Annotated in this window: 18 protein-coding genes; 10 read left to right on the top strand and 8 right to left on the bottom strand. The window is 45.3% G+C overall.

The window, feature by feature from the left end; translation table 11 throughout:
- The first annotated feature begins 8 nt into the window (after positions 1 to 8).
- Both KO537_RS10150 and KO537_RS10145 read left to right on the top strand, forming a co-directional pair.
- Complete coding sequence (locus KO537_RS10150; protein ID WP_131525118.1) at positions 9 to 452, top strand: hypothetical protein; 444 nt, start codon at positions 9 to 11, stop codon at positions 450 to 452.
- 91 nt (positions 453 to 543) lie between these two features.
- Positions 544 to 1,005: a hypothetical protein gene (locus tag KO537_RS10145; protein ID WP_173246573.1), complete on the top strand. Its 462-nt coding sequence runs from the start codon at positions 544 to 546 to the stop codon at positions 1,003 to 1,005.
- 136 nt (positions 1,006 to 1,141) lie between these two features.
- On the opposite strand, the gene KO537_RS10140 is transcribed toward KO537_RS10145, so the two are convergent.
- The 4 genes from KO537_RS10140 to fccA all read right to left on the bottom strand — a co-directional run bounded on the left by KO537_RS10140 (position 1,142) and on the right by fccA (position 5,328).
- Positions 1,142 to 1,429, bottom strand: a complete 288-nt coding sequence (locus KO537_RS10140; RefSeq protein WP_173246570.1) for a hypothetical protein — start codon at positions 1,427 to 1,429, stop codon at positions 1,142 to 1,144.
- A 50-nt stretch (positions 1,430 to 1,479) separates the two neighbouring features.
- Positions 1,480 to 2,217: a dienelactone hydrolase family protein gene (locus KO537_RS10135; protein ID WP_173246565.1), complete on the bottom strand. Its 738-nt coding sequence runs from the start codon at positions 2,215 to 2,217 to the stop codon at positions 1,480 to 1,482.
- 68 nt (positions 2,218 to 2,285) lie between these two features.
- Positions 2,286 to 3,275, bottom strand: coding sequence for a 2-hydroxyacid dehydrogenase (locus KO537_RS10130; protein WP_105250073.1), 990 nt, complete (start codon positions 3,273 to 3,275; stop codon positions 2,286 to 2,288).
- Between the two features lie 259 nt (positions 3,276 to 3,534).
- Positions 3,535 to 5,328, bottom strand: coding sequence for a fumarate reductase flavoprotein subunit FccA (gene fccA, locus KO537_RS10125; protein ID WP_173246558.1), 1,794 nt, complete (start codon positions 5,326 to 5,328; stop codon positions 3,535 to 3,537).
- A gap of 498 nt (positions 5,329 to 5,826) precedes the next feature.
- Between fccA and KO537_RS10120 the strand changes: the two genes are divergently transcribed.
- Genes KO537_RS10120 through KO537_RS10110 form a run of 3 tightly spaced genes read left to right on the top strand, consistent with a single transcriptional unit; the run spans position 5,827 to position 7,133 of the window.
- Positions 5,827 to 6,237, top strand: a complete 411-nt coding sequence (locus KO537_RS10120) for a hypothetical protein (RefSeq protein ID WP_105250071.1) — start codon at positions 5,827 to 5,829, stop codon at positions 6,235 to 6,237.
- A gap of 5 nt (positions 6,238 to 6,242) precedes the next feature.
- Positions 6,243 to 6,812: a methyltransferase domain-containing protein gene (locus tag KO537_RS10115; RefSeq protein WP_219234417.1), complete on the top strand. Its 570-nt coding sequence runs from the start codon at positions 6,243 to 6,245 to the stop codon at positions 6,810 to 6,812.
- A 30-nt stretch (positions 6,813 to 6,842) separates the two neighbouring features.
- Positions 6,843 to 7,133, top strand: coding sequence for a hypothetical protein (locus tag KO537_RS10110; RefSeq protein WP_105250069.1), 291 nt, complete (start codon positions 6,843 to 6,845; stop codon positions 7,131 to 7,133).
- A gap of 83 nt (positions 7,134 to 7,216) precedes the next feature.
- Here KO537_RS10110 and KO537_RS10105 read toward each other — a convergent pair whose 3' ends face one another.
- The 3 genes from KO537_RS10105 to KO537_RS10095 all read right to left on the bottom strand — a co-directional run bounded on the left by KO537_RS10105 (position 7,217) and on the right by KO537_RS10095 (position 9,623).
- The gene (locus KO537_RS10105; RefSeq protein WP_028759392.1) at positions 7,217 to 7,402 is read right to left on the bottom strand and encodes a hypothetical protein; all 186 of its coding nucleotides are present in this window, start codon (positions 7,400 to 7,402) and stop codon (positions 7,217 to 7,219) included.
- A gap of 86 nt (positions 7,403 to 7,488) precedes the next feature.
- Positions 7,489 to 8,922: a cytochrome C biosynthesis protein gene (locus KO537_RS10100; protein WP_173497334.1), complete on the bottom strand. Its 1,434-nt coding sequence runs from the start codon at positions 8,920 to 8,922 to the stop codon at positions 7,489 to 7,491.
- Positions 8,923 to 9,197: 275 nt separating this feature from the next.
- Positions 9,198 to 9,623, bottom strand: a complete 426-nt coding sequence (locus KO537_RS10095) for an organic hydroperoxide resistance protein (RefSeq protein WP_173246549.1) — start codon at positions 9,621 to 9,623, stop codon at positions 9,198 to 9,200.
- Between the two features lie 181 nt (positions 9,624 to 9,804).
- Between KO537_RS10095 and ohrR the strand changes: the two genes are divergently transcribed.
- The 5 genes from ohrR (at position 9,805) to KO537_RS10070 (ending at position 15,996) form a co-directional block, all read left to right on the top strand.
- On the top strand, positions 9,805 to 10,260 hold the full coding sequence (ohrR, locus tag KO537_RS10090; RefSeq protein ID WP_251071080.1) for a hydroperoxide resistance transcriptional regulator OhrR: 456 nt from the start codon (positions 9,805 to 9,807) through the stop codon (positions 10,258 to 10,260).
- A 137-nt stretch (positions 10,261 to 10,397) separates the two neighbouring features.
- Positions 10,398 to 11,573, top strand: a complete 1,176-nt coding sequence (locus tag KO537_RS10085) for an FAD-dependent oxidoreductase (protein ID WP_173246543.1) — start codon at positions 10,398 to 10,400, stop codon at positions 11,571 to 11,573.
- A 109-nt stretch (positions 11,574 to 11,682) separates the two neighbouring features.
- Complete coding sequence (gene rlmC, locus KO537_RS10080; protein ID WP_219234416.1) at positions 11,683 to 12,855, top strand: 23S rRNA (uracil(747)-C(5))-methyltransferase RlmC; 1,173 nt, start codon at positions 11,683 to 11,685, stop codon at positions 12,853 to 12,855.
- 200 nt (positions 12,856 to 13,055) lie between these two features.
- Complete coding sequence (chrA, locus tag KO537_RS10075; RefSeq protein WP_173246537.1) at positions 13,056 to 14,204, top strand: chromate efflux transporter; 1,149 nt, start codon at positions 13,056 to 13,058, stop codon at positions 14,202 to 14,204.
- 127 nt (positions 14,205 to 14,331) lie between these two features.
- Complete coding sequence (locus KO537_RS10070; RefSeq protein ID WP_105250062.1) at positions 14,332 to 15,996, top strand: methyl-accepting chemotaxis protein; 1,665 nt, start codon at positions 14,332 to 14,334, stop codon at positions 15,994 to 15,996.
- Between the two features lie 118 nt (positions 15,997 to 16,114).
- On the opposite strand, the gene fdhF is transcribed toward KO537_RS10070, so the two are convergent.
- The gene (fdhF, locus tag KO537_RS10065) at positions 16,115 to 20,380 is read right to left on the bottom strand and encodes a formate dehydrogenase subunit alpha (RefSeq protein ID WP_173246534.1); all 4,266 of its coding nucleotides are present in this window, start codon (positions 20,378 to 20,380) and stop codon (positions 16,115 to 16,117) included.
- Between the last annotated feature and the right edge of the window lie 231 nt (positions 20,381 to 20,611).

The following is a 20,611-nucleotide window of genomic DNA, read 5'->3' as shown; positions in this document are numbered from 1 at the left end:
ATAGATACATGGTCATTGAAGAAGATGTTGGCAAATTGATTGATACTGAACTTTATAGTTCATTACTCGTCTATGCAAAAAAGAATAGCAAAGTAAATGTGAATGAATGTGATCTACCTAAAGTGTTATTAGCCTATGATGCACAAAAAATAAACGCCGCCGAGTTTTCTATTTTAGAGATGGAGAAGATAGTGTCATCGAACATGCCACTATTTACTCGTTTCTTCGATAAAAAAATAGATACTTTTATTGATGCACCAGATGAGCAAGAGAGCAATGATGATGTTATCGCAACACTGCCTTTTTATAAAAATTTCTTGGTGATATACATTATTGAGTTCTGCCTCTTAATTGAAAAGCAAGATGAACTAGAACGTTATCTTAAAAAAATAAGAGTACCAGGCAGCAAAAAATATTCACGAAAATTAAAGGAGATAATGACTGCTTTGTAATTGAGAACAGTCAGAGTAATACGTGTATATAATTTTGAAAAAACTTGATAGATCTGACCATGGTTGGCAACCTTAGTTATTTGGAGTTCGCATGTTTGCAAAGTCAATAACCATTTTTCCTTTTGGTGATATTTCAGGAAAAGGTCAATCAAAAATCTGGGAAAGGAAGTTAGATATACCTTATTTAGGGGATGGCTTTCTCATACGTATTTGGGGGACAAAAGAGGGACCAACAGTATCCCAATGTGAGGCATTCGATAAACTCATCAATAATGCAGAGCAGATTAGAAAAGATGCAACTGCTAGGATTATTTATTTCCTTACCTCTTCTGACATTGTTCCTGCAGAAATCCAACTCTCCTCATCCAATGTTTGGGCATTTTTGTTGCCATGCTTGATCGAAGTTCATGCAAATAATGAATACAGCCTTGGTGTTGGTAAGCTAGGTTCAAATGCCATTACTATTGGATATGATATTTCTTGGGGTGAAGGTTTTCCCCTTTTACAGATAGGTGTTTTAGATGGCTTTATCGATGAAATATATTCCGAATAGTGATTATCTGCTTTTTACTAGCAGTTTAATATATGAAAGGATGAATCACTAAAACCATAATATTAGTTAAGGTTTTAGTGATTCATTTGATTTTAAAAAGTTAGATCGTTAGGTGTATTTTTGGCAACCCTAAACGCTATTTTAACGAGGCGATAAAGGCTTCAGACTTTTGGCGGTAGGATTCTTCAAATGCAATGATAGCAGCTATGATACCAGAGCCCAAAAGCACTTGTAGAGAGGGGATAAGAGTAGCTATGCCCACTGTCGACCAAAAGTTAAGGCTAAATCCACGTGTCATCCAAAACTGACTCGCTAGGCCAATTAATGAAAGCACGACGGCTAATAACGAAACAACGGTTGTTACTCGGGTAATCATTAATAGTAATGCTAAGTTTTTTGAGGATAAATTTTTATAGGGTTTCATTTTTTACTCTTTCCTTAAGTATTTAATATCTTGTATGTTTAATTTATAAACTAGTGAAGCACTCTTTGAAAAAACGCTACCGCTTGCAGGTACATTTGCAGTGCGAGTGCGGGATCATAGCGTTCGCCTTCATCACGCATAAAGGCGTGTTGGGCGTTGACCTCAAGCCAAGTGAAGTTACGGTTCAGCGCCATTAATTGCTGGTGGATTAGAACACGGCCTTCCGCGGATACGTGGGGATCTTGCTTGCCGAACACTAACACTAATTCCCCTTGAATATCACCGCTGCGGCTCAATGAGTCATTGCCGTAAGCGCAGGGTAAGGTGTTGGAATGAATGTCGGTAGGATAAAGGCAAAATGCACCTAAAATAGCGGGGTTGAGTGCGGCGCGGTAGGCTAAGTGGCCGCCGATACACACGCCCATAGAGCCAACTTTGCCATTGCAGTAAGTTTGTTGAGTGGCAAAATCGATCAGTGCTTGGGTATCGCTATCGTGGTGTTCTAGGGGTTTGGCAAATTTATCAGCGTTACCTTTGTCTTTACCCGGTTCATCGTAGGCGAGCACTGTGCCTAAAGGATTGAGCTCATGGAACACTTCGGGTACTAACACCACAAAACCGTGGCCAGCAAGAATAGTAGCGGTGCGGGCGATGGGCGCAGTTTGCTGAAATATCTCGGAATAAAAGATGATACTTGGGAATATTCCCTGTGCTTCTGGGCGATAGATATAGGTGCGCATTAGCCCTGAAGGTGTGGAGATATCCTGAATTTCCTGAGTCACTAACATATTTATATTCCTCTATGAGGCTTCAAACGTTGAAGCCTCACTTTAGCAGTCAGGATTTTATCTGTCAGTTAAAACAATTCGTTACCAGATAGCTCACCTGCACATAGTGCTTTTATATTGCTCAAGGTCGTTTTGGCAATGGCGCCTAGGGCTTCTTCGGTGAGGAAGGCTTGGTGACCCGTGAAAATCACGTTATGGCAGGCTGATAAACGACGGAATACATCGTCTTGAATAATTTCATTCGATTTGTCTTCGAAGAACAGGCCCTTTTCGTTTTCATATACATCTAGCCCAAGCGAGCCGATTTGTCCCAGTTTTAATGCTTCCATTGCGTCGAAAGCATTGAGTAAACCACCGCGGCTGGTGTTGATCACCATGACACCGGGTTTCATCTTGGCGAAGCTGGCTTGGTTTAGTAAGTGACGGTTATCCGCGGTCAACGGGCAATGCAAGCTGATGATATCGCTGTTGGCATAAATAGAGTCGAGATCTTGATATTCAACATTCAGCGCGATGACAGCCGGATTGATAAAGGGATCGAAGGCAATGACTTTACAACCAAAACCGAGCAATACCTTGATGGTTGCTACGCCGATTTTACCTGTACCAATCACGCCGACGGTTTTGCCGAACATGTTAAAGCCGACTAAGCCTTCGAGGGAGAAGTTGGCATCGCGGGTGCGTTGGTAAGCTTTGTGGATTTTTCGATTCAGTGTCAACATCAGTGCGACTGTATGTTCGGCCACGGATTCAGGAGAATAAGCTGGTACGTTAACGACTTGCATGCCTAAGCGTTTAGCGGCAACTAAATCGACGTTGTTAAATCCAGCGCAGCGCATGGCGATAATTTTTGTGCCACCCTTAGCGAGTTCGACCAGAACTTCTTCACAGAGTGAATCGTTGACGAAGGCGCAGACAATTTCAAAACCTTCGGCAAGCTTCACTGTTTGCATGCAGAGGCGATAATCGAAGTACTCAATTTGTGCACCAAACGCAGCATTTGTGCGGTTAAAGTGCTGCATGTCGTAATGTTTTGCGCTAAAAAATCCAATTCTCATTTCAGTCACCTAACGGGTTTGCTGATGTAATTATCTGGCAAAGAGTGTAAGTGAGTTAGGGCTTTTTGTCCTTAGCCTTAGAAAATTCCCCGTTAAAAGAGTGAGCTTTATCATCAATTGGGAATAAAAAAAGCGAGCCCCTGACGGCTCGCTTATTGATTGACTGCTTTTACTTGAAGTGTTCAAGCTAGGGCTCTCATATTGAAAGTCGTACTATTATGAGCTGAGGGTTAGTCCTTTAACCCTCCGTTATTGCATTTTACTTTTTGTCTTTAGCGTATTTAGCTGCAGATGCACCCGCGATACGGCCATAAGTAACGATATCGGAAATAGCATTACCACCTAAGCGGTTAGCACCGTGAACGCCACCTGTGACTTCACCTGCTGCATATAAACCATCAATAGGCTTGCCCGTTTTTTCACTCTTCACTTCGGCTTTAGTATCGATCACAACACCACCCATAGTGTGGTGAACTGCTGGCGCGATTTCGAGAGCGTAGAAAGGTGCAACAACTAATTCACGTGGTAAATCAGGACGTTCAAATTGAGCATCTTTACCTGATTTAACAAAGCCATTATAAGCTTTCACTGTTTTAGCGAGTTCGGCTGCTGGAATATCTAACTGTTTAGCCAGATCTTCAATTGTTTTGCCTTCTTTAACAATTTTCAAGTGCACATAGCCTTCGATAGCTTTTAAGCTCTTACGGATAGAGTCATCGAATACCAAATAAGCACTTTCGCCTTTTTGTTGCAGAATCGCGGCAGACGCTTTGTCACGGGTGGTGATTTCGTTCATAAAGCGGTTACCTTCACGGTTAACCACGATCGCACCGTTACCACGTACCGCTTCGGTGATCATTACACCACCAGCAGGTGAATAAGTTGGGTGAGCTTGAATAAATTCTAAGTCACGAGTTGCAGCACCCGCTTGCAATGCCACGTCTAAGCCATCACCTGTAGCACCTGGGTGGTTAGTCGCTTTAAAGCCTTTTAACTTAGGATCGTACTTAGCTACACGATCGTTATTTTTCGCAAAACCACCCGCTGCGATAACGACAGCGTCAGCTTTGACAACGTAATAACCTGTGTATTCACCCTTCACCAATACGCCGGTAATTTTACCGCTCGCATCTTCAAGAATACGTACTACACGGCTGTTTAAGCGGATGTCAGTACCACGTTTCACTGCATTGTCCCATAGAACTTGTGCTACGTGTGCACCCACGCCTGCGCCGCCTGTTGGACGGTGACTACGGTTAACACTTGCGCCACCCATACGACCTACGTCAGTCATATCGGCACCCATAGAGGTTAACCAATCGATAGAGTCTGATGAGTTGTTGGCTAAGGTTTTGACTAATTCAGGATCGTTAATATTGCGACCACCTTTCATGGTGTCGTCGATCATGATTTGTTTCTTGTCTGCGATACCTAGTTTAGCCTGTGGCTTAGTTTCTGCAGCGTTCATACCGCCAGCAGCAAGTTTAGTGTTTCCGCCTGGGATAGGTTCTTTTTCAAGCAGGATAACTTTAGCGCCTGCATCACGGGCTGAAACGGCTGCAGCAAGACCTGCACCACCTGAACCTATGATCACGACATCAGTGGTTTCTTTTGCGCCAGCGGCAATGGCTTTATCTTGAGCAGCTTTGTCTGCATCAACAGGCACAAACTTACGTTCCCACTTGCCACCGTAAGGCATATCGAAGCCGAAGCTGTGACAAGCATCGCAATAGGTGACTGATTTTTCATGACCTTTATGGCAGCTAGTACAAGCAATTTCGCCAATTAGGTGAGATTTATGGGGTGATACTTTATCTTTAGGTGCAGCGGCGGCCAGTTCTTTTAAATCACCGTGGCAGCTAACACACTGAGCATTTTCATGGGTAAGGTTGTCGTTGGTGACGCCACCTTTGTCTGATACGTGGCAGCTGTCGCAGCTACCCATTTCACCGTGAAAATCGGCTAGCACTTCTGGTGCTGCATAGGCAGTACCTGCCATAGCGCCAGAGATCAGCATGGCTAGTGCTGTTTTTTGAATCTTTCTTGTGAACATGATAGTTCCTCCGCCGTACATTCATCTACTTAATAAGGGTTATTCATCGTGGCGTGATATTTATTTTTTACGCAGCTCACGCACTGTTAGAGCATTCTCCATTTGCAAATTTAGCACTATCTAAAGAGGTATATGTGTGCTCAGATCACATAACCTTTGTTACAGCGAAAATAACATATTTAAAATGTGCAATCGGATGGGAAATATTAATGAAGTTGAGACTAATCACTGCTTCAATACGGTATAACATGCGTTAGTTAACATATTGAATGGATTGATTTTAACTTTATAAAATAAAAATGGTATGAATTATGGTTTTGGTAGCGTGTTTTATCTATTTGTATTTTATAGATATTATAATTTAATCTTGTATATTGAGGTGATGGCTTATTTATTTTTATGTCTTCTATAAATAATGTTATTTCAAAAGCCTTTATTGTATAAAATTATATTATCATTTTAATTAAATGTTACGCAATTGATTCTTAAGGGGTTGTAATGCACAAACAAGGCATATCTGAAAAACGTTTTTGGTTTCAACGTTTGAGTAAAACCAGTTTAAGGGCATTACATATTTTAGGGATAGTAGGTGTCGGTGGTGGCATTTTATTAGATGTAAATAAAGTGCAATGGTTGAGTTATTGGTATCTCGCGATGACGACGGGCAGCATATTAATGTTGTGGGAAATCGCACGGGATTGGCGCTGGCTGATCCAGCTTAAGGGAGTGTTAACTTTAGTAAAAATAGGCTTGCTTGGCCTGTTTGTGCCGCTGGCTCATTACAAACCTGAGCTGTTAATCGTGATACTTTTTTTGTCAGTTATCGTGTCCCATGGTCCTGCAGGGCTCAGGCATTATTCTATTGTGCATCGTCGGCAAATTGACTCGAAAAAAGAAATTAAGGGCTAATTGATATGTCTGTAACCCATACGTCAACTTTAACGCCTGCTGCGTTAATCACAGAGTTCGCTTGGCCTAATCCATTTGTGTCTAACTTAGCCTTGAGTTGTTTTGGTGGACTTAAGGTGCTCGATCTCGCTTGCGGTTCTGGGCGTAATGGTTTGTGGTTTTTAGCGCGAGGGGCTGAAGTGACTTTTATCGATCGAGATTTGTCAGCCATGTCACACATTGATCAGGCTAATGCTTACAAATTACAAAGGGATTTAGAAGCTGAGGTAGGACCATTATTGCTGGTTGAAGAGTACGATATTGTCTTAGTATTTAATTATCTGCATCGCCCATTACTGCCACAAATTGCTAAGGCGGTTAAGAGCACAGGCCTTATTGTCTATGAAACCTTTACAACGCAACAGGCGCAGATAGGTCGGCCACGCAACCCAGATTTCTTACTTACTGAAAATGAACTCAAATCAGTGTTTGCTAACTGGCAATCTTTACATTACTTTGAAGGTCGATTATGTGATCCGCAGTCCACTCAAAGCAGTTATAAAGCCCAGTTGATTGCGCGAAAACCTACAACGTAAATTTATTGATTGAGACTCAGAGGTCGTAGGATGTTTCCCTATCCAGAGCAATATCGCATTGCAACGCCGCCGTTGACGACCGCCTTTATGGTGGCGTGGGCTTTATTCAGTCACAGCTTATTTTCCGATGCAAATCCTGTCGCACTCTATCCGTTGTTAGCGCTATTTCCCTTGGTGATTGGATTACACTTATATTTGATTTTGTTAGCAAAAGGAATGGGGCGACTCGATCAGTGTTTCTATGCCTTAGTGCATATCCCACTGGCATTTGTGGTGTGGACATTTACTATTATGCACGTGAATGGTAACGCTTTTTCTTAAATTCGCCTGACGTTTTAGAGAAAATAACAAAAAAAAGCGCCCTGATAATCAGAGCGCTTTTTTTGATTTTGTATTGCTAACAATTAGGCCGTGGTGTTGATGTTGTGGCCTGCATTGCCTACGGGTTTTGGCGCCGCAGCTGCAATTAAATCTACCGCGATTTTACCTTCGGCTTTTTGCTGCTCTTTGGCTAACTGAGCAACCTTAACGCCAATTGCACCATTTTCTAGATTTGGTGCGATAGCTTGGGTATTCAGTGAAATTGACATAACTAACCTCGATTGTAAGCTGGATCCCTTTATCGGCAAACCCACGGTTAACTTTAGTCGTTACACATGAATTTGCCAATTTGCAATTATTTTGCCTTGGCCGTGAGCAGTTTGCGGCCGATAACAATTATTGCTGTAACGCCTAGCGAGCCTAAAATCAATCCGAGTGCCAGGCTCACATTTTGCAGTGCTGTTGGGTCAATAACTAGTGCGATACCCATACCTAACATCATCACGCCTGACATAAGTTTCAGGGTTTGGCCTTCTTTTTCGGTCAACTTACGTTTGCCTAAGGTCGCACTGAAAACGATAACAATAATAGCCAGCGGGATCACATAAACAATATTGTATAAAACCAAATACATATAGCGTTCAATGTCTGGCAGATTGTGCATAGATAGCACACTGGTGTAGATCATTGGGAAGCCTGCGGTGCAAAGTAATTCATAGGCGTTGGCGAGGATAGCTAATACGGTAGAACCTATGAGTAACGCGCCTAAGTTACTGGAATTGGATAGTTTCCCCATGCGTTTTATTAGACTCGTACGATTTTCTGCCGACATCGATAGTGTCACTTCTCCCTTAGTAAAGAAGTAATCTTTGATATTGATGACTCCTGCGATCAAAGCTAAACAACCCGCTGCTAAAATGATCATACCGCCATCACTGCCTGCCCCCAGCAGTTGGAAGATGTTTAGCCATGCCGTCATAAACAGGAAATAGATAAAGCCGGAGAAGAATACGAAAATCCCGCCGACGAGTAACATGCGGCTGCGACTCTTGGCATTAACCATTATCGACAGTAAAAATAGCAACACAAAGAAGGCACAAGGGTTAAAAGCATCGACACCTGCGAGCACTAAGGTGAGTAACGGCAGAGACATAGTCTCAGGTGTCACTACTCCCACTAAAGGTAATTCAACGGGTTGAACTTCTGGCTCTGCAACGGGCTCGCTTAAGCTGGTGGCATCACAGGTACCTTCGCCAGTATCTGTGCCACAAGTGCCAAAGAGCGGTGCATCTGTTTGAGCGCTTGTGGTTGTGCTGGTGGCTCCTTTGGTGGGGAGGTCAGCGTCGCTCAGTTTACCGCCAAGGGATAAATAACAATTCTTCAGTCGATTGACTAAAAATTCACCCGTTACCGCTTCACTTGAATATCCCACAATGGCTTTTTCACAACTTGCCATATAGGGCACTGAGCGTGCTTCTGTACTGGTTTTGGAGGCGATATTTTGCCAAATATCCTGCACGCCGGGATCTGACACCCTATGGGATTCGAGTTCTATCCAAGGGTATTTTTGCGGTAATGAATCAATGAAGGGATGGGCCTCTGCACAGTGCGGACAGGTTTTTGACCAAAAGAAATACAGCTTAATTTTGAGCTCACCCTGATCATTCACATAATGCCAGGTTCGATCCGCTGAGCTTGAGGGTGTTGTCTCGGCCCAGCTCGGGATAGAAAAGGCAAAGAGGAATAATAGCGAGCAAAAGAGAGATAATTTCGATAGATATTTTGTCATAGCGCCTCCCACAGAGAGTGGGTTTAAGTATCGTCAAACGGTTCGATTATCTCTTACTCTACTTAAATCAATCATTTTGATTAAATTAGATATTAAGAAGTGTTAGTTAACTCGCGAATAATAATTTTTTGGGAACTGAAACCAGTTTATCTCCCTGTGAAATGGGGTGATGCACACTCACTCTCAGCTTGAGTCGTTATTGGCTAATAAAGAATAAAGCACCCGAGGGTGCTCTATTTCTGACGTTATCAACAGGTGTCGATGATGGGTTATGGTTAGCCTAGCGTTACGCCATTTACGCTAAGTTTCACGTCGATATTATTGCGCGTGGCGTTCGAGTATGGACAAACTTGATGTGCATGACGCACGAGGGCTTCTGCGGCTTCTTGCGGTAAATCTAAGCTGACTTCTAAGGCAACCGCTAATGCAAAACCACCGGCGTCATTGGCACTTATGCCAACAACCGCACTGACTGGCGCTTCGGTAATATCCACTTTGCCGATTTTTGCGACGTGCAAAACGGCGTTTGAGAAACAGGCGGCATAACCTGCGGCAAACAGTTGTTCGGGATTCGTGGCGAGACCGCTACCGCCCATGGCTTTTGGATAGGCTAAAGCGACATCCAGTAAACCATCATCAGTGCTGACTTGACCTTGACGACCCGCTTTTGCTGTGGCACGTGTTTCATAAAGTGTTTTCATAGTATCAGACCTTCTGAGGTTAAGGATTAAGTAAAATAATTTAAATTGCGCACAATTCAATTGTGGTAAACTATAATTCGATCTTTGGTGTGAATGCAAGTATATTGTGCACAATATATTTAATTTGTCGGATCTTCCTATGGCAACGCTTCAACCCAATACCCGTATTAATCCTGTTGATATGGCCGAAAATGCCAGCACAGAGAATGCCTTATGTCTTGAGAATCAAGTGTGCTTCTCACTTTATAGTGCTGCAAATGCTATGGTGCGTGCCTATCGCCCTTTGTTGGACAAATTAGATCTAACCTATCCGCAGTACTTAGTCATGCTAGTGCTATGGGAAGAGCAGGGGATTAGTGTCAAAACCTTAGGCGATAAACTTTTCCTCGATTCAGGCACGTTAACGCCATTGCTGAAGCGGCTAGAATCTAAAGGATTAGTGACTCGTGGTCGTAGCGAGCAGGATGAACGCGTGAGAGTGCTGGCCTTAACGCCTACAGGACTTTCCCTCAAAACACAGGCAAGTGAAATTCCTCATTTGATGCGTTGTAAAGTCGGCGGCGAGGCGAGCGAACTAAAAGCCTTAAAGGCCATGTGCGATCAAGCACTTAAGCAATTGCATGCCAGTATTGATTAAACTCTTATCGTCGAGATTTGATCTAAGATTAACTTATTGACATATTAACGCTTATTAGCGGTTCGACTGAGTGTAATGGGTTGTATGCTTGAGGCTCAGCGGGTCAGTTGTCTATTGAAGGTTAGCGAGAGTAAGTTATGGCCTGTTTCGATGTAGCCATTATTGGCGGTGGGATCAGCGGTGTCGGCATTGCCCAATATGCAGCAGCAGCGGGCTATTCCACCTTGCTGATTGAAAAGGGCGAAATTGGCGGCCAAACCTCAGCGAATTCCAGCAAGCTTATCCACGGTGGTTTACGCTATTTAGAAACCGGACAAATTAATTTAGTTCGCAAATCATTGCTTGAAAGGCGACATTTACTCAATCTTGCGCCATCACTTGTGAAAGCTGTGCCCTTTTATATTCCCGTGTACGACAACGGTCAGCGCAGTCCTTGGACCATTCGCGCTGGACTGAGTATGTATGCACTGCTGAGTGAATTTGATCCTTTAGGCCAATTTGTGTCAGTGCCTGCCGTGCATTGGCATCGTTTCAAGGGATTAAAACTCTCTGGATTAAAAGCCGTATTTCAGTACTGGGATGCGCAGACCGACGATAAATTGCTCACTCAAGCGGTGGCGCGCAGCGCGCAGGCACTGGGCGCTGAAGTGTATGCCGAGGCTGAATTTCTTGAGCTGGAACACAAGCGCGAGACCTGTGAGCTGAGTTTTAGCCACAGGGGCGAAATCCATAAAGCCGAAGCGAAGCTTGTGATTAATGCTGCAGGTCCTTGGGTAAATGCTGTTTTAAGCAAAGTCTTGCCCCCACTTGCGGGTGTTGAACTCGATTGGGTACAAGGCGCCCATGTGTTACTGGATATTCCTGCGCCCGATGGCATCTTGTACTTAGAGTCATGCTTCGATAAACGGGTAATATTTGTGATGCCTTGGTATGGTCAAACCTTAGTCGGCACCACAGAAACTGAATTAACTTCTTTAGATAAGCCGCCTGAGGCGACCGAATCTGAAATTAATTATCTGCTGGGGATCTACAAACATTATTTCCCACTAACGCCGGATATTGATGAGCTCAAGGCGCTAATAACCAAAACTTTCTGTGGTATTCGGGTCTTGCCTAAGCAAAATAGCCAAGCCTTTGAGCGACCGCGAGATACCTTAATGCAAACATCGATTTCCCATCCGCGAATACTCAGTTTATATGGCGGTAAGTTAACGACGTTTCGCAGTACCTCAGCCGAAGTGCTTGAATGGATTGAAAAGGCCATAGGTAAGCGGCAGTCTATTGCTGATGTTGATAAACTCACCCTATCTTGAGTGCGCCGTGAATTATGCACTTGATGCTGATTTGAATATGCTTCAAGGTGATTTTTACCTGTAAAACCGCTACAGTGTGGCGCTTTTTTACTGATATCTAGGATCTGCCGTGAATGCTGCTATTGTAAATACCGTCAAGCAATGTGGTTATTTTAACCAAGGTCAGTGCCTTTCTTGCCGGCATATACAACAGCCTATGGTGCAGCAAGTGGCGGTTAAGACTCAAACTTTACAGCAACTACTCGCGCCTTTTATCCCAGCTAATTTGCCCGATATTTTTCAGCCGCCGGTAATTGGCGAGGACAGCGGCTTTCGTAATAAAGCTAAAATGGTGGCCTTAGGCGCCGCCCATGCGCCTGTGTTGGGGATTGTGGGCCCAAGTGGCGAGGCGGTAGATCTTTGCGACTGCCTTTTATATCCATCTGATATGCAAGATTTATTACATCGCTTAACACGCTTTGTGCAGCAGGCTGGACTTCCTCCTTATCGGGTAGATAGAGCCAAGGGTGAACTTAAATTTATTCTGCTGACCCGCAGTCAAGTGCGTGGTGAATATCTACTGCGGTTTGTACTGCGGTCCACCAATAGTATCGAACGTATCGAACGTGAATTACCTGCATTATTAGCTGAATATCCGCAAATAAAAGTGGTGTCAGTCAATATCCAACCGGTTCATATGGCAATACTTGAGGGTGATGAAGAGATTTTCTTAACTGAGAATACTAGGCTTGAAGAACGTTTTAATCATGTGCCTTTGTTTATTCGGCCTAAGAGCTTTTTCCAAACCAATCCACACGTTGCGGCGCAGTTATATCAAACGGCCCGTGAATGGGTTGCCGAGTTTTCACCTCATTCGTTATGGGATCTCTTCTGTGGTGTAGGCGGTTTCGGACTGCACTGTGCATCCAAAGACATTACCCTCACAGGGATTGAAATTGAAGCTGAAGCGATTGCCTGCGCGCAAATGTCAGCGCAAATGATGGGGCTCGAAAACGTGCAATTTATGGCGCTCGATTCCACCGACTTTGCTAAGGGTAAAAGCGCTGCTGATAAGCCGGATTTGATCATAGTTAATCCGCCGAGGCGCGGTATTGGCGAGGCGCTATGCCAGTCATTAAGCGAGTTTTCCCCTAAGGCCATTCTCTATTCAAGCTGTAATCCCAAAACCTTAGCGAAAGATCTCGAACATATTCAAGGCTATCACTTAACCAAAGTGCAGCTATTTGATTTATTCCCCCACACGGATCACTTCGAAGTACTAGTCATGTTGGTGAAGGATTAATTTTTTAGCTCATCAATTTATCACTAAGCATTTGTGTTCAATCGCTTTACGACTCTTGAAGTCCGCTCAAACAATCATAAGGACTCTACCATGTGGAGTCTTTGCAATACTTTTATCTGCGCTGCTCGCGTGAAACTTCATCAAAGTGTCTTTTTAGTGGCATAATCTTCAGCACTTTATGCATTGATGGACGGCGATTTATGCTACAGATTTTCCTACGCTTTTTTACCTTGGGCTTGATGAGTTTTGGCGGGCCTGCGGCGCACATTGGTTATTTTCGCCAGACCTTCGTAAATGAACTCGGTTGGCTCGATGATAAGCGTTACGCCAGTCTGGTTGCCTTAAGCCAATTTATGCCGGGGCCAGGGTCGAGCCAAGTGGGCTTTGCCATTGGTTATCAAAGAGGCGGGTTTGTTGGCGCGCTTGCTGCTTTTGCCGGTTTTACACTACCTTCCTTTATTTTGATGTACTTACTGGCAGTAACAACGTCGGCTTGGCTCGCTAATCATTATGTTCAAGGGATGATTTACGGGCTTAAATTAATGGCCGTCGTTGTGGTTGCCGATGCCGTTCTCGCCATGTTTAAACAGTTCTGCCAACGCAAATCCGCACGCCTATTAATGTTAGTCAGTACTGCTGCAATTTTGATTGCGCCATCTATGTGGACGCAAATCCTTTTGTTACTTGGCGCCGCCACTATCGGCATCTATAAATTGACTGCGAGCCAAGATGACACAGTAGCGCTGGCACCGATTCGATTGAATTACTTCTATTTGTTGCTCTTTTTCGTGTTGCTCATCGGCAGTTTTTTTATCGTGGATTTAGGCTCTGAAGCTTGGATCTTCGGTGAGTTTTATCGTGTAGGGAGCTTAGTATTTGGTGGTGGTCATGTTGTGCTACCTCTGTTGGAAACTGCGGTGGGTGATACTATAGGTGGCGATCGTTTTCTGACAGGTTATGCCTTTGCCCAAGCAGTGCCAGGACCTATGTTTACCTTTGCGACCTTTTTAGGCGCTGAAGTGATGTTAGATAAGCCCTTCATGGGAGCTTGCATCGCAACCGCAGCCATTTTCTTACCCGGTTTTTTACTCATGCTGGTGGGGTTGAAAAGTTGGCATACGATTGCCGCAAGACCAAAAATTGCTGGCGCAATAGCGGGAGTGAATGCCTGTGTTGTTGGCTTACTTGCCGCAGCACTTTATCAACCCGTGTTTTCTCAGGCGGTATTCTCAGGTAAAGATATGGCCTTGGTATTGCTCGGTTTTGGTGCATTAAAGTTATTTAAACCAACTATGCTACAACTGGTATTAGGCTTTAGTGTATGTGGTGTGCTGCTTAATATGCTTTGAACTGAGTCGTTATTAATCGAATGTTTATTGAGCAAGATTAAGATTTTGTTACTTTAAGCGCATAGAAATACAACAATCTTAGCTATACTCCGAAGATACAAGTTGTAATCCTTTGGAGCATTCAAGTATGTCTAAGTTGAGTTTGCGCAATAAATTATTATTGCTATCGCTGTTTCCTTTGATCCTCGCATTATTGGTGTTGATGTCGGTTTCTTATTATGTTGAGCAAGATGCGCTTGCCGATGAGGTGGTTACCTTTAGATCTAAGCTCGTCGGTGAACGTAAACAACAAATCAAAGAAGCTACCGAAATTGCCGCTGGTATAGTGAATTACCAATTATCGTTAAAAGAACAAGGGAATGTGAATCAAGCGCTAAGAGACATACGTTTTGGCAGTGCGGGTTATTTCTTCATGTATGACTCTCAAGGGAAAAATATTTTCCATGCCCTCATACCGAGTTTAGAAGGGCAAAATAAAATGGATATGACAGATCCTCGCGGCACTAAAATTATCGTCGGTCTGCTCGATGCCGCTAAACGTGGCGATGGTAGTTTCTCCTATTACTATCAAAAACCTAATACTAATGAACAGATTGAAAAAATCAGTTACGCCATGATGATCCCAGGTACTGACTGGATGTTAGGTACTGGGGCATATATCGATGATATTGAAGCTGTTGTTGAAGATTATCGTGAGACAGTGACTGAGCAAATGGCAGAAAAATCCTTCGCGATTTTGCTGATAGCGCTTTTCCTTACGGGTATTACTGGCTTTATCATTATGATTGCCGCCCACCGTATGGTCGTGCCAATCAAGAATATGGCCGATAACTTAAATGATATTGCTAAGGGCGAAGGGGATTTAACCAAACGACTTACCGTAAAAGGTGAAGACGAAATTGCCCAACTTGGGCGCTCCTTTAACCTCTTTGTCGATAAACTTCAGCATATTATCGGCGATGTTGCGACTGCGACGGCTAAAGTAAAAACGGCAGCCAATGCGATTCATGATCAAACTAAAGTCATGTCGAGCCAGTTGGTGAGTCATAACAATGAAACCGATCAGGTGGTGACTGCAATCACTGAGATGTCCTCCACTGCGAACGAAGTGGCTAAGAATACCACTCAAGTAGCCGAAGCGACTCACGCTGCTACTGGTGATGTGGCGAATGCACAGCGTTGTGTTGATGCTTCGCTTGAGGAGATTGCGTCTTTAATGTCGCAAATTAACAATGCGGCAGGCAGTATAAAATCACTCAGCGAGCAATCACAGAAGATCAACAGCGTGCTTTCTGTCATTGGCGGTATTGCCGAGCAAACTAACCTATTGGCATTGAACGCCGCCATCGAAGCGGCCCGTGCTGGTGAACAGGGTCGTGGATTTGCTGTGGTCGCCGACGAGGTGCGTAATTTAGCCAGTCGAACTCAAGCCAGCACGTTAGAAATCAACGAGATGTTATCGGCACTGCATAAGCTAGTGACCCAAGCCGTGAAAGCCATGGAAGAGAGTCAGCAAAGCTGTGTACGTTCGGTGGATTCTTCTCGTACGATTTCCGATAGTTTAGGCTCAGTCACTTCAGCGGTAACGGCGATTAATGATATGAGTACCCAAATTGCGGCCGCGGCGACAGAGCAAAGCTCAGTAACCGAAGAAATTAACCGTAACGTGTATGCCATCCAAGAGATTGTAAACGAGCTGCTTCATTCCAGCGAAGATGCCGCTAGGATCAGTATGACAGTCTCGGAAGAAGGCATTAACTTGGGCAAGTTAGTGGGCCAGTTTAAGATTTAATTGCAGCAATCTTGATTAAAACGGGAGACTTAAGGTCTCCCGTTTTATTTGGCTTATTTATCTTTTTGAAGAGCACTTAATCCATTTACTTTAGTCAATCCAGCCTAGTCAGTTCATTCTAATCAATTTTCTCGGCAACCCGCTCAACCCTTACCGAGCAGACCTTATATTCAGGGATAAAAGCGACAGGATCGAGCGCATTGATGGTAAGTTTATTCGCCGCAGCTTCCACAAAGTGGAAGGGCAGGAATAACACGCCAGCTTGGGCTCTTTTCGTCACAAAGGCGTCGATTTCAATTTCACCGCGACGGGTTGTGAGTTTGATTTTATCGCCATTGCCTATGCCGAGTTGCTCGGCGTCATAGACTGAAATCATTACTTTAGGCGAGCCGAGTAAGTCGAGTCCGGCCGTTTTACGGGTTAAGGTGCCTGTGTGGAACTGTTCCAGTAAACGTCCGGTTGAGAGGGTGAGCGGGTACTCACTGCAGGGCATTTCTGCGGGTAAGCGATAACTCACTGGCGTGAACTTACCTAAGCCGCGGGTGAATTGGCCTTGGTGCATAATGGGAGTACCTGGATGAGCTTCATCTGGGCAAGGCCATTGAATACCTTGGGGAATTTTACCGTCAACTCCAGTGCTTAATCGCTGCCAAGTAATGCCGCGATATTGTGGTATCAGCTCATTGATTTCCTGCCAAATCGCTTCTTCATTAGGGTAATCCCAAGCGGCACCCATCGCATTGGCAATGGCTTGGACAATTTGCCAATCGGGCAGGGCTTCACCTGGCGGTAGCAGGGCCTGTTCGAGTCGCTGCACTCGTCGTTCAGTATTAGTGAAATGACCGCGTTTTTCGACAAAGGCTGCGGCGGGCAGAACCACGTCGGCAAGCTCGGCGGTTTCGGTGAGAAAGATATCCTGCACCACTAAAAAGTCGATTGCATTAAGCGCCCTAAGCACATGGGCTTGATCTGGGTCGCTTAATACGGGGTTTTCGCCCATCACATACAACGCCTTGATTTTCCCTTTGGAAATATCATGCATCATATGGGTGGCGGTTACGCCAATTTCTCCCGATAACGGCGTTTGCCAATGTGCCTCGAAACGCATTCTGGCGTGAATGTCGGTGACTTTTTGATAACCACTGAAGAAGTTAGGCAGTGCGCCCATGTCACAGGCACCTTGCACATTACTTTGTCCCCGTAGTGGGTTAATCCCCGCTCCTTCAACTCCAATATTGCCGCATAGAAGTTGTAGATTAGATATGGCGGTGACATTGTCGTGTCCCGTCGTGTGCTGGGTAATGCCCATGGCATAGTAGACTGCGGTTTTGTCGGCCGTGCCTATGGTACGGGCGATGCGGGCGATATCTTCGGCTTTAACACCTGTTATCAAGGCTGCATTTTCTAGGCTGTAATCTACTTTTTTGAGTTCAGCATAGAGAGCATCCACGCCTTCGGTGCGCGCTGCAATATAGCTTTTATCCTGCCAGTCATTACGGATGATTTCCGCCATAATCGCATTGAGTAGCATGACGTCAGTGCCGGGTCTGTGGGCGACATAAAGCTGTGCACTGTCGGCAATGGCGACACGTTTAGGATCGGCCACCATTAATCTTGCGCCATGCAAAGCCACGGCTTGCTTAATTTTCGAGGCGATGATCGGGTGAGCACTGCTGGTGTCTGAGCCTATGATAAAAATCACATCCGATGCTTGAATGCTCGGAATGTCATTGGTCATGGCACCACTGCCGATACTTTGCTGTAGCCCAGTGACTGTGGATGAATGGCACAGACGGGCGCAATGGTCGATGTTATTGGTGCCGAGTATGCTTCTGACAAATTTTTGCAGGAGGAAGTTTTCTTCATTGGTGGCTTTTGCCGAGGCCAAGCTTGCCAGTGCATTGCTGCCATGTTGCTGTTTTATTTGCTGTAAATGTTCGGCCACATAGGCGATGGCTTCAGGCCAACTACTTGGCGTGAGCTGGCCATGTTTACGAATGAGTGGCGTGGTGAGGCGTTTTTCACTGTGAATAAAATCGAAACCAAATCGCCCTTTGACGCAGAGCATGCCTTGGTTAACCACAGACTCTTTATTGCCCTCAATATGACGGATCTGATTCGTGTTGGTATCGATTTTAAGGTCAAGCCGACAGCCTACGCCGCAATAGGTACAAATCGTTGAGGCGGTTTTGAGTGGCGTTTCATCGCCTTGGCGTTTATCCCGCGCATCGACGAGTGCACCCGTTGGGCAAACCTGCACACAGTTGCCGCATTGCACACATTTGCTGTCGGCCATGCTAGCGCTAAAGCCGACTCTCGGTGCGCGGCGCGTGGCGGTTTCGCTTATATCTTGCGGCAGTGCTTGATAGGAATCATGGGCAAATTGAATCGCACAATGGCCACTCTGCAACTGGCACACATCGACGCACTTACCACAGCTAATACAACGATTTGCATCAAATTGAATGAACGGACTCGATTTATCGACCGAAAACTTACGCACGCTTTGAGTGCTGAGTGACTTAGGTTCGACATGGTAGTCGGTCGCATAGTCCCTTAATTTACAATCAGTATTGGCTTGGCAGGCGCATTCGAGGCAGCGAGCCGCTTCTTGCATGGCGGCATCGGGAGCAAAGCCTAGCTCGACTTCGCCGTAATTGAGTAAACGTTGCACCGCGTTCAATTCGGGCATGGTTAAACGGGCTTTACGTGCGACAGAGGGGTAGAGCTCGGTAGTTGGCAAGCCTTGTTTTATTGTGTTACCGACTGCTTTTGATGAATTAAATTCAGTGGCATGCAGCTCACAGCTTAGGCCTTGTTTGAGTAATTTATCTATGGCGATGGCGGCTTTATGGCCATCGCCTATGGCGGCGACTGCGGTGGCAGGACCGCGGCGCGCATCCCCCACCACGAAGAGTTTTTCAACCCCTGATGACATAGTGTGCTCGCAGCCAATAAAGGTATTCCAGCGGCTGAGAGCGAGTTCACCATTACTTAAGTGGCTCGCGGGATCTTGCATAAAACTCATATCGGGAGTTTGTGATACTGCGGCTATCACAGTATCAAAATCTTGGGTAAAGGTTTCACCAGTATCAACGGGAGCGCGTCTGCCAGAGGCATCGGCTTCGCCGAGTGCCATCTTAGCGAAGGTGACAGAATGTACTCTACCTTGCGCATCGCTATGGTTTTCAAGCGGATTGGTTAAAAAATGAAACTTCACCCCTTCGACTTCGGCCTCGTGTACCTCGTAAGCTTCGGCGGGCATTTCTGCGCGGGTACGACGGTAAATTAGGGTGACATCACAGCCTTCACGCACCGCTGTGCGGGCGCAATCAATAGCGGTATTGCCACCACCAATGACGGCGACTTTCTTACCTAAAATAAGTGTCTTTTCGAGACAATGATCTTTTAAGTAATCGACACCTAAGTAGCAACCTGCGAGTGTGCTACCTGGATAATCCATTGGCACAGCTTTTTGGGCGCCAATGGCAAGACAAACGGCATCGAAATCTTCAACTAATTGATTTAAATGTATCTCGTGACCGAGACGCGTTTCTGTGTGGATGGTTAACCCGTTATGGCACAAGAGTTCGATTTCTTTATCGAGTATCGCCTTAGGTAAGCGATATTCAGGAATGCCATAGCGCAGCCAGCCACCCGCCTGTGGCATAGATTCGAATATCTCAACGCTATGGCCTTGGTTTGATAAGTAATATCCGGCACTTAACCCTGCTGGACCCGCACCAATAATCGCGACTTTTTTGCCCGTGTCGGCTTGGCGTGGTGGCACATAACTCATGCCCCCATTTTCGCCATCAGCTAAGTCGAGATCGGCGGCGTGACGTTTTAATTGGCGTATGGCAATGGGCTCATCGACGAGTCCGCGGCGACATTGTGCTTCACAAAAAGCAGGGCAGACACGGCCAATGGAGAGTGGCAGCGGCAAAGTTTGTTTAATGACTTTAACGGCTTCAGTATGGTTGCCTTGGGCTATGTGATACAGGTAACTCTGCACATCGACGCCCGCAGGGCATGCTTGTTGGCAGGGGGCTTCGCAATCGGCAAAATGATCGCTCAAGATCTCAGTCAGCGCTTGTTTGCGTTTTTGACTTAATAATTCAGACTGAGTTATGACTCGCATGCCGACTGTGGCGGACGTTTCACAGGCGCGTACGCAGCGCAAACTGGCGTCGGAATTCTCAATTTGGACGACACACAAATTGCAGGCTTGCTTGTCTGCATGTTCGTGATTGCCTAATTGCTGCGAGGCTGCGCTGGGATCACATAAGCTGGGTATTGCTATGCCAGCAGCATGCGCCACTTGCAGTAGGTTATCGGTCGGATTAACCGACAACACTTGGTCATTAATTCGAAGTTCTATCATCCCATGGCCTTTTTATATGTAGGGTGCTTAGCTGCTATAGCGCGGGGCTGCAGGCTTAGGTTGTTTCGAGTATACCTAGACAGCTTTAGAAGACGCTTATGGGCGAGTGAAGTTTGCTGCAAAATTGCAGCTTGAATCACAAACCCGCCCAGACCGTGCGCTGGTGAATGTTTGTTCTGATTTAGTCGTGATGGGGTTGGCGTTATCAGGCCTTTTTAGTCGTGTTTCCTT

The sequence above is a fragment of the Shewanella sp. NKUCC01_JLK genome (genome assembly GCF_019345615.1).
Taxonomy (GTDB): Bacteria; Pseudomonadota; Gammaproteobacteria; order Enterobacterales; family Shewanellaceae; genus Shewanella; species Shewanella oncorhynchi.
This window is presented reverse-complemented; position numbering and strand designations above follow the sequence as displayed.